Here is a 7,442-nt window from a genome sequence, read left to right as displayed (position 1 = left end):
TAGGCCTATTCGCGGGCCTTTATTTCTTAAAATAAAACTATTTATTACTGTAATGCCGACGAATAAGCCTTATCGAAAGTAGGGATATGACTGTCCAGCCAGCCTTTCACCATCTGTCCGACCTCATCGGTCACATCGGCTTCGCCGGCATGAAACTTTTTCTGTAAATCCGCGCAAATGCCCACCAGGGCATCATGCTCCGCCTTATGGCGTTCGTAACCGCCAAAACCCTTGGCTACCATTTCTTTTTCTTCATGGGCAAAGTGATCGACCACATAGGCAATCAAGGCATCCAGCGATACGCCTATCGTGGCGCGCGCCGCACCGCCGGTTGCATCGTCGTACAATTTATTCAGCAACCCGAACAGAGTTTGATGCTCTTGATCGGCAAATCCGACATTGGTGCCGTATTGTTCCGCAGTCCAAGTGATTAACGCCATAGCTTACCTCCAGTGATTTTTTATTATGGAGGTCGCATTGTCATGACAATACAGGCCGTAAATCTTGATTTAGATCAACAAACTTTCAGTTTCGAATTATCAACCGCGACGCCAAATAGGCAAAATCGGGATGCGGCATATACGGCAGCACCCCTATCAGCGGCGCTTCGATGCCGGCCCGCAAAAAATCCAGATTGGCTTGAAATTCCGGCATATCCTTATCGATCCGCACCGCCACCCAACCCGCCAGCGTGCAACCGGATCGCCGTATGGCCTGGTTCGTCAAGCGGGCGTGATTGATACAGCCCAGGCGCATACCCACCGCCAAGATGACCGGTAATTGCAAGGCTTTGGCCAAGTAGGCATTGTCCCATTCCCGACATAAGGGCGAAAACCAGCCGCCCGCCCCTTCGACCAATACGCAATCGCTCCGGGCTTTTAAAAACCTAAAGTCATTCAAAATGACATCCAATTTCACCTCGGTATCGCCGCAAGCTATATGCGGCGATACCGGCAACTGAAACGCATAAGGATTGATGCGCCGGTAATCCAAAGCGCGGGAAGCATACTGCTGCAGCAACAAGGCGTCCGCGTTTTTCCAGCCGCCTTGTTGCCATTCGCAGCCGGCGGCCACCGGCTTCATGCCGTTAACCACCAAACCCCGCATCTGCAAGGCCCGCATCAAGGCCAGCGTACTCCAGGTTTTGCCGACATTGGTATCGGTGCCGGTGATAAAAAACCCGCTACTCATGCCGACAACTCCGCCCGCACGAAAATAATCTCATAACTGGCCAGGATGCCGGCACCTTGCCGCGGATAGTGCTTAATCATTTCTTGCAGCTGCGTTTTGGTGGTCGGCCGGGGGTTACGCTTCCGGTTAACATTGTGCGCGCCTATCCCTTTCAATTCCCTCATCAGGGTTTCGACATCGGAATATTCGGACCGATACAGCACACTGTCCACGTTAATTCCTTCAAAACCCGCCACTTGCAAAAACCACTCAATTTGATCCGCGGTATGAAAATCGTTGACGTGCGTATAGTCGTCGACAACGGACCAGGCCGCTTTCAATTCAACCAAGGTTTGCGGGCCGAATGTGGCAAACACCAGGCTACCGCGGCTTTTCAAAACCCGCTGAAAATCCAACAACGCAGCCGATAGCTCCTGCGCCCATTGCAAAGCCAGATTGGAATAAATACGATCGATGCTGTTATCGGCAAACGGCAATTTCTCCGCATCGCCGCACACATAATCCGCGCGCATGGCCGGATAATTTCGGCGGCTGGCGGCCAGCATCGGCATGGCGACATCCAAAGCCAGCAACTGTTGCCGCAACGGATTCGCAGCCAGCTGATGGGTCAAAAAACCGGTTCCGCAGCCTAAATCCACTATCACCTCATCCCGGCCGTGCAAGGGAAAGCGTCGCAACAATTCCAGCCCCACTTGCCGCTGCAGCGAAGCAAGACTGTCGTAACCGGCCGCCGCGGCCGCAAACGAGCGCCTGACCTTGTGTTTATCCAGCAGGATTTCAGCGGTCATAGCGTATGCGTTATGGCGGCGAGCAACTGTTGCGGATGCGACAGAAACGGCGCATGCCCGGCCGATGCCAAAACATGTACATTCACGCCGGCATTCAACGCCCGCACCGCTTCGCCGCAACTCAAGGGGATCAAGGTGTCTTTTTCGCCCAGTATCAGGCTGATAGTCGAGGCGTTATTGCTGATAAACGGTCGCAAATCGCTGATTTTCAAAATATCCAGCCCAGCCTGCAGCACCGTGACCGGTGGGGGCGGGCATTCGTGCAAGGCATGTTTCAAGGTTTGCAGCAAGGCTTTTCCGTGCGCCAAACCGTTCACTTGCAACGCCAGAAATCGCATCAGAGTCTGCTGCACGTCGGTTTTTAACAACTCGGCAAACCCATCCAGCGTCCGACTTTTTACCCCCGGCCAGTCCTGGGTTTCCATAAAACACGGATTACCGGCCAATACGAGCAAATGCCGGATGCGTTGCGGCGCCCGTTCCGCTATCGCCATTGCCACGGTCGCCCCTAAAGACCAACCCAACACCGAAAACTCTTGCACAGGAATCGCTTGCAAAACGGCTTCGGCAATATTTTCCAAACCGAACGGCTCGAGAATTTCGCTACGACCGTGACCCGGCAAATCCACGCAAATCACTTGATAATATTCGGCCAGCCGCCGGGCGAAATCCCGCCACACGCCTGTATGCATGGCCCAACCGTGCAGCATGACCAGCGGCTGACCCTGCCCGTAAATCTCGGTATGGATATAGGTCACGCCATCACCTTAGCCAACGCTTCCAGCAAGGCATCGACATTTTGTATTTCATGGTCCGCGGAAAAAGTCACCCGCAACCTGGCGGTTCCGGCCGGCACGGTCGGCGGCCGAATCGCGGACACCCAAAATCCTTGCCGCAGCAAAGCCTGACTAACGGACACCGCTTGTTGGCTATCGCCCAACACGATGGGTTGAACGGCCGAGATAGAATCCATCAGTTGCAAACCTTGCTGCCGGGCGCCGGCTCTAAACCGCGCCACCAAGGCTTGCAATTTATCCCGCCGCCAGGTTTCCGTTTGCAGCAAGCGCAGACTAATTCGCGTCGCTTCCGCAACGGCGGCCGGCAGCGCGGTGGTAAATACATAACTTCTGGCTTTTTGGATCAAGATCTCTATCAGATCATCGGAACCGGCCACAAACGCGCCAAAGGTGCCGAATGCTTTGCCGAGAGTACCCATCAAAATCGGCACCTCGCCTGCTGTCAAACCGAAGTGCTCGACAATGCCGCCGCCTTTATGACCCAGCACCCCGAAACCATGGGCATCATCGATCAACAATCCGGCACGGTGCTGTCGCGCCATCGCCGCCAAGGCCGGCAAATCGGCCAGGTCGCCATCCATGCTGAACACGCCGTCGCTGACGATCAAAGTCTTTTCAGTATGCGCAAGCAATTGCGCTTGTAAATCCACGCTATCGAGATGCCGGAAACGCTTGAATTGCGCGCGCGACAGCAAGCCGCCGTCCAACAGCGAAGCGTGATTGAGCCTATCCTCAAGCACTCTATCGTTGCGCCCGACCAATGCCGATATCACCCCCAGATTGGCCATGTAGCCGGTGGAAAACAGCAAAGCGCGAGCACGGCCGGTAAACGCCGCCAACTCCTCTTCCAAGGCATGGTGAGCGCTGCTGTGGCCGCAAATCAAATGCGCGGAACCGCTACCGACGCCATACCGGTCGGCCGCCTGTTTAAAACCGGCCACTACCTCGGGATGATTGGCCAGACCCAGATAGTCGTTGCTGCAAAAATTAACGACTTGTCTGCCGTCGACCCGCAGCAAAATACCTTGCGGCCCATCGATAACCCGCCGCCGCCGGTACAGGCCCTGTTGGTTTAGCTGAGTCAGCTGCTCGGCGAAATCGTAAAAACCCGCGCTCATCCAGCGTAACTGGATCCGCCCATTCGCACACCTAAACGATCAAATAATTGCTTATCGTGATTGGTCATCGGATTATCGGTGGTCAACAGTTTGTCGCCATAAAATATGGAATTGGCGCCGGCCAAAAAGCATAGCGCCTGCATTTCATCGCTCATGGCTTTGCGGCCGGCGGACAGACGCACCCGCGATTGCGGCATCAGAATGCGCGCCACGGCGATCGTGCGAACAAACATCAAGGGGTCCAGCGCTTCGGTACCGTGCAGGGGCGTGCCTTCCACCTGCACCAGCATATTGATGGGCACGCTTTCCGGATGCTTGGGCATATTGGCCAGTTGCAGCAACAATTTGGCCCGGTCGGTTTCAGTTTCCCCCATGCCGACGATACCGCCGCAGCAGACGTTGATACCGGCGTCGCGCACCCGATCTAGGGTATCCAGCCTGTCCCGATAGGTGCGTGTGGTGATGATCTCGGAATAATAATCCTCGGAGGTATCCAGATTGTGGTTGTAGTAATCCAGACCGCCGTCCTTCAGGGCTTGGGTTTGCTTGTCGGTCAGCATGCCAAGCGTCACGCAAGTCTCCATGCCCAGCGCCTTGACGCCCCGCACCATTTCCACTACCCGTTCGATGTCCCGATCTTTCGGACTACGCCAAGCCGCGCCCATGCAAAACCGCGAAGCACCTTCCGCCTTGGCTTGGCTGGCGGCTTTCAATACCGCATCGACCGGCATCAAGGCTTCCGGATTCAGGTCGGAATCGTAGCGCGCGCTTTGCGGACAATAGCCGCAATCCTCGGAGCAGGAGCCAGTCTTGATGCTCAACAGACTGCTGACCTGAATTTCGTTGGGATCGAAATACACCCTGTGTACAGTCTGCGCCTTGAACAGCAAATCGTTGAACGGCATAACCAACAGTGCTTCGACTTCGCTCAACCGCCAGTCGTGGCGCAATGGCGCTTTTATTTGAATGGGTTCCGGCGTAACAGACATTCTGGTAATCTCCAAGCAATGCAGGCAAACAGCAAATGGATGCTTATCAACCTTTTTAAAAAAATAATGTGAACAACTGGCTGAATATTATACAGAACAAATGCCTGCCGCCGCGCTGTATGTTTTGCGGCCGGCCGGGCTTTGATGAAATGGATTTATGCCGAGACTGTTTTTACGACCTAGCCAGAAACCACAATTGCTGTTATCGCTGCGCCGAACACTTCGAAATTCCCATACAGTCTCCACAGTTGTGCGGCCGCTGTCTGAAAAAAACGCCCAGTTTCGATGAGACCCATGCACCTTTTTTGTATGACGACGGGCTGCGTTTTCTGATTACTCGGCTGAAATTTAACCGGCAATTCAAGCACGCACGCTTGCTGGGAACCTTGCTGGCCCGGCATTTAGCTGAAAATGTGGAACTGCCGGAGTGCATCATTCCCGTGCCATTGCATAGCAATCGGTACCGGGAGCGCGGCTTTAACCAATCCATAGAGATTGCCCGCCACTTGTCCAATCAACTGGCACTGCCGCTGGATTTGAATAGCTGTACGCGAAACCGTGATACGGCTCATCAGACCGGTTTGCCGGCCAAGCAACGCGGCAAAAACATGCGCCACGCTTTTTCGGTCAGCCGGCCGCCGGCTTACCGGCATATCGCCATTGTCGACGATGTAATGACTACCGGCGCAACGGTAGCGGCACTGGCATCGGCCCTAAAAGAACAAGGCGTCAACCGGGTCGATATTTGGGTTTGCGCCCGTGCTTGACGGGATTTGGAGAAAATGCCAGGAGGATGAAGAATGCCGGCAAGACCCGATACGATAAAGGCTTTTAACCTGGTTCCGTTTTAGGTTCATTCTGCTCAGGCGAAGATTTTGGGGGCCGCCGCCGCCCCTGTTTGAGTTTTTTCGCCTGATCGGCGTCTACTTTAGTCACTTGACCCGCCGCATTACCATCCAGGTCAATCCTGACGGCGTCCTCTACCAGGCATTCCCAATAACGCTTGCCCCAGCACCAAGTCTTAATAGCTGCCCGCAAATCGTTTTTATCGATACCCAACTGCTCGGATTGCTCGAATATATCCTTGTGGATGCCGATTTTTAACGGCACCTTGGGCGCGGGATTCTTAGGAAAAGCCAACGGAAACTTCTTCTGCAACTGCCCTATAATCAACACGACAGGATCGACTTTGACCGCCTTCTTTGCCGTCGCACCGCCCTCCTCCTTAAGTTGGCGTTTTTTTGATTTCTCGGCCGCGGCCTGCTGCGCCAATTCGTCCCTGAGTGATGCAAGTTGTTCAAAGCCCATAAATTTTTCGCAGTTAAGTTAAGAAATAAGTAAACATGTTATGCGCCGTTTACATCATTTATCAAGTTCCTAGCGACTAAAATTGAGCTTCGAACTGATTTAATCCGATGGCCTTTTGCTAGGCACCCATCACCAGGATGAAATTATTGGTCACCACGCAGCTGTAAAACGTATCGGCCCACGCCAGCGTTGCGGTACCCCAACGGCTTTTGATGGCATGCCGATCGATAAAAATATAGGTAATGACAAAAAGTATGATGAGCTTCAACAGCATAATCGCCATTCCCAGCCCCCATAACCCGGCAAAATAGTTTAGGAGCGGATTGACCTCGTCCACCGCGGCAAAGCTCAAGCCGAGGTAGGTTACCAGACCATCGGCAATATGCAACAAACCAAAAAATAGAATCAACAGTGCATTGACGACATGTTTCGGCTGCGTAAGCCAATATCCGTTGGGTTCCAATAACCTGACCGCACTGGCATTTACGATTTTACATAAGTTGATGGGCTGCATGTCGCACTCCTCAAGCTGGTAATACGCTGATAGATTGGGTTTCAAAATACCGAACCGTCAATACGCTTTCCGACGCTCCCAAGCTAAAATCGACTCGACCGGAAGGCAGCGCGATATTTCGTTACCGTTTACTTGATATTTCCCCTTTCGTATCCAAAACCAAATTGACCCGGCTACTTTAATGAACGCAACTCAACTATAAACCTTTATGTATGGTTTACAATACGCCCATATATGCATTATTTGTTTCTCTAAAGGCAATAAAAATACAACATTCCCTTGTTGCAAACCCGTTAAGCCAACAGTAAAGTAAAGGGTCAAGCAAGAATGAACCCATTCCTCGGCACCGCTTAGCTGTGCGCTGCAAATTCATCACCCTTCCAAAGCGAAATGACTGAATCGATAACCTATTTGCATGTCCCTTACGCGCAAAAAGACGCGGCGAAAGCCTTGGGCGCGCGCTGGGATGCCGCCAATAAGAAATGGTATGTGCCCATCGGTAAGGACATAACCCCCTTCGCGCAATGGCAGTCCGATTTTGTGCCTCGGCAGGCGGGCAACTCCGTTGCATCGAACCAGCCGGATTCCCAAGCCTCGAAACCTAAAAAAACCGCCTCGGCCAACCCAAGCGCGGGCGTTTTTACCCATCCGTCAATCCCGGATTTTGTCCCCTATGCCGGGAACGAGCCGCCTTGGGATTGATTTTATTCGCACAGGTTACGGACTTTGTAGCGCAA

10 protein-coding genes are annotated in these 7,442 nt (G+C 53.2%); 2 read left to right on the top strand and 8 right to left on the bottom strand.

Annotated features, from left to right (window positions below):
- Nucleotides 1-44: 44 nt before the first annotated feature.
- The 6 genes from NP596_RS06160 to bioB form a co-directional block, all read right to left on the bottom strand.
- The gene (locus tag NP596_RS06160) at nucleotides 45-440 is read right to left on the bottom strand and encodes a bacteriohemerythrin (protein ID WP_256614405.1); all 396 of its coding nucleotides are present in this window, start codon (nucleotides 438-440) and stop codon (nucleotides 45-47) included.
- 85 nt (nucleotides 441-525) lie between these two features.
- Entirely contained in the window at nucleotides 526-1,191 is a 666-nt protein-coding gene (gene bioD / locus NP596_RS06155; protein WP_256614404.1) for a dethiobiotin synthase, read from the bottom strand.
- Nucleotides 1,188-1,979 carry a malonyl-ACP O-methyltransferase BioC gene (bioC, locus tag NP596_RS06150; protein WP_256614403.1) on the bottom strand — a complete coding sequence of 264 codons (792 nt, stop codon included), beginning with the start codon at nucleotides 1,977-1,979 and terminating at the stop codon, nucleotides 1,188-1,190. The genes bioD and bioC overlap by 4 nt, the downstream gene beginning before the upstream one ends.
- Nucleotides 1,976-2,737 carry a pimeloyl-ACP methyl ester esterase BioH gene (bioH, locus tag NP596_RS06145; RefSeq protein ID WP_256614402.1) on the bottom strand — a complete coding sequence of 254 codons (762 nt, stop codon included), beginning with the start codon at nucleotides 2,735-2,737 and terminating at the stop codon, nucleotides 1,976-1,978. The genes bioC and bioH overlap by 4 nt, the downstream gene beginning before the upstream one ends.
- Nucleotides 2,734-3,894, bottom strand: a complete 1,161-nt coding sequence (gene bioF, locus NP596_RS06140; protein WP_256614401.1) for an 8-amino-7-oxononanoate synthase — start codon at nucleotides 3,892-3,894, stop codon at nucleotides 2,734-2,736. Before bioF ends, bioH begins: the two co-directional genes overlap by 4 nt.
- Nucleotides 3,891-4,883, bottom strand: a complete 993-nt coding sequence (gene bioB / locus NP596_RS06135) for a biotin synthase BioB (protein WP_256614400.1) — start codon at nucleotides 4,881-4,883, stop codon at nucleotides 3,891-3,893. The genes bioF and bioB overlap by 4 nt, the downstream gene beginning before the upstream one ends.
- Before the next feature lie 68 nt (nucleotides 4,884-4,951).
- On the opposite strand from bioB, the gene NP596_RS06130 reads away from it, so the two are divergent.
- Nucleotides 4,952-5,650 carry a ComF family protein gene (locus NP596_RS06130; protein WP_256614399.1) on the top strand — a complete coding sequence of 233 codons (699 nt, stop codon included), beginning with the start codon at nucleotides 4,952-4,954 and terminating at the stop codon, nucleotides 5,648-5,650.
- A 64-nt stretch (nucleotides 5,651-5,714) separates the two neighbouring features.
- On the opposite strand, the gene NP596_RS06125 is transcribed toward NP596_RS06130, so the two are convergent.
- Together NP596_RS06125 and NP596_RS06120 are read right to left on the bottom strand one after the other, a co-directional pair.
- Nucleotides 5,715-6,191 carry a ProQ/FinO family protein gene (locus NP596_RS06125; protein WP_256614398.1) on the bottom strand — a complete coding sequence of 159 codons (477 nt, stop codon included), beginning with the start codon at nucleotides 6,189-6,191 and terminating at the stop codon, nucleotides 5,715-5,717.
- Nucleotides 6,192-6,309: 118 nt separating this feature from the next.
- Nucleotides 6,310-6,705: a DUF5658 family protein gene (locus NP596_RS06120; RefSeq protein ID WP_256614397.1), complete on the bottom strand. Its 396-nt coding sequence runs from the start codon at nucleotides 6,703-6,705 to the stop codon at nucleotides 6,310-6,312.
- Between the two features lie 390 nt (nucleotides 6,706-7,095).
- On the opposite strand from NP596_RS06120, the gene NP596_RS06115 reads away from it, so the two are divergent.
- Nucleotides 7,096-7,407, top strand: a complete 312-nt coding sequence (locus NP596_RS06115; RefSeq protein ID WP_256614396.1) for a DUF5710 domain-containing protein — start codon at nucleotides 7,096-7,098, stop codon at nucleotides 7,405-7,407.
- The last annotated feature ends 35 nt before the right edge of the window (nucleotides 7,408-7,442 follow it).

The organism is Methylomonas rivi (assembly GCF_024505165.1).
GTDB classification, from domain to species: domain Bacteria; phylum Pseudomonadota; class Gammaproteobacteria; order Methylococcales; family Methylomonadaceae; genus Methylomonas; species Methylomonas rivi.
This window is presented reverse-complemented; position numbering and strand designations above follow the sequence as displayed.

Excerpts from the sequence above, each read along its gene's own strand:
- NP596_RS06160 (WP_256614405.1), bottom strand. The coding sequence starts at position 440 with ATGGCGTTAATCACTTGGACTGCGGAACAATACGGCACCAATGTCGGA.
- bioD (WP_256614404.1), bottom strand. The coding sequence starts at position 1,191 with ATGAGTAGCGGGTTTTTTATCACCGGCACCGATACCAATGTCGGCAAA.
- bioC (WP_256614403.1), bottom strand. The coding sequence starts at position 1,979 with ATGACCGCTGAAATCCTGCTGGATAAACACAAGGTCAGGCGCTCGTTT.
- bioF (WP_256614401.1), bottom strand. The coding sequence starts at position 3,894 with ATGAGCGCGGGTTTTTACGATTTCGCCGAGCAGCTGACTCAGCTAAAC.
- bioB (WP_256614400.1), bottom strand. The coding sequence starts at position 4,883 with ATGTCTGTTACGCCGGAACCCATTCAAATAAAAGCGCCATTGCGCCAC.
- NP596_RS06125 (WP_256614398.1), bottom strand. The coding sequence starts at position 6,191 with ATGGGCTTTGAACAACTTGCATCACTCAGGGACGAATTGGCGCAGCAG.
- NP596_RS06120 (WP_256614397.1), bottom strand. The coding sequence starts at position 6,705 with ATGCAGCCCATCAACTTATGTAAAATCGTAAATGCCAGTGCGGTCAGG.
- NP596_RS06115 (WP_256614396.1), top strand. The coding sequence starts at position 7,096 with ATGACTGAATCGATAACCTATTTGCATGTCCCTTACGCGCAAAAAGAC.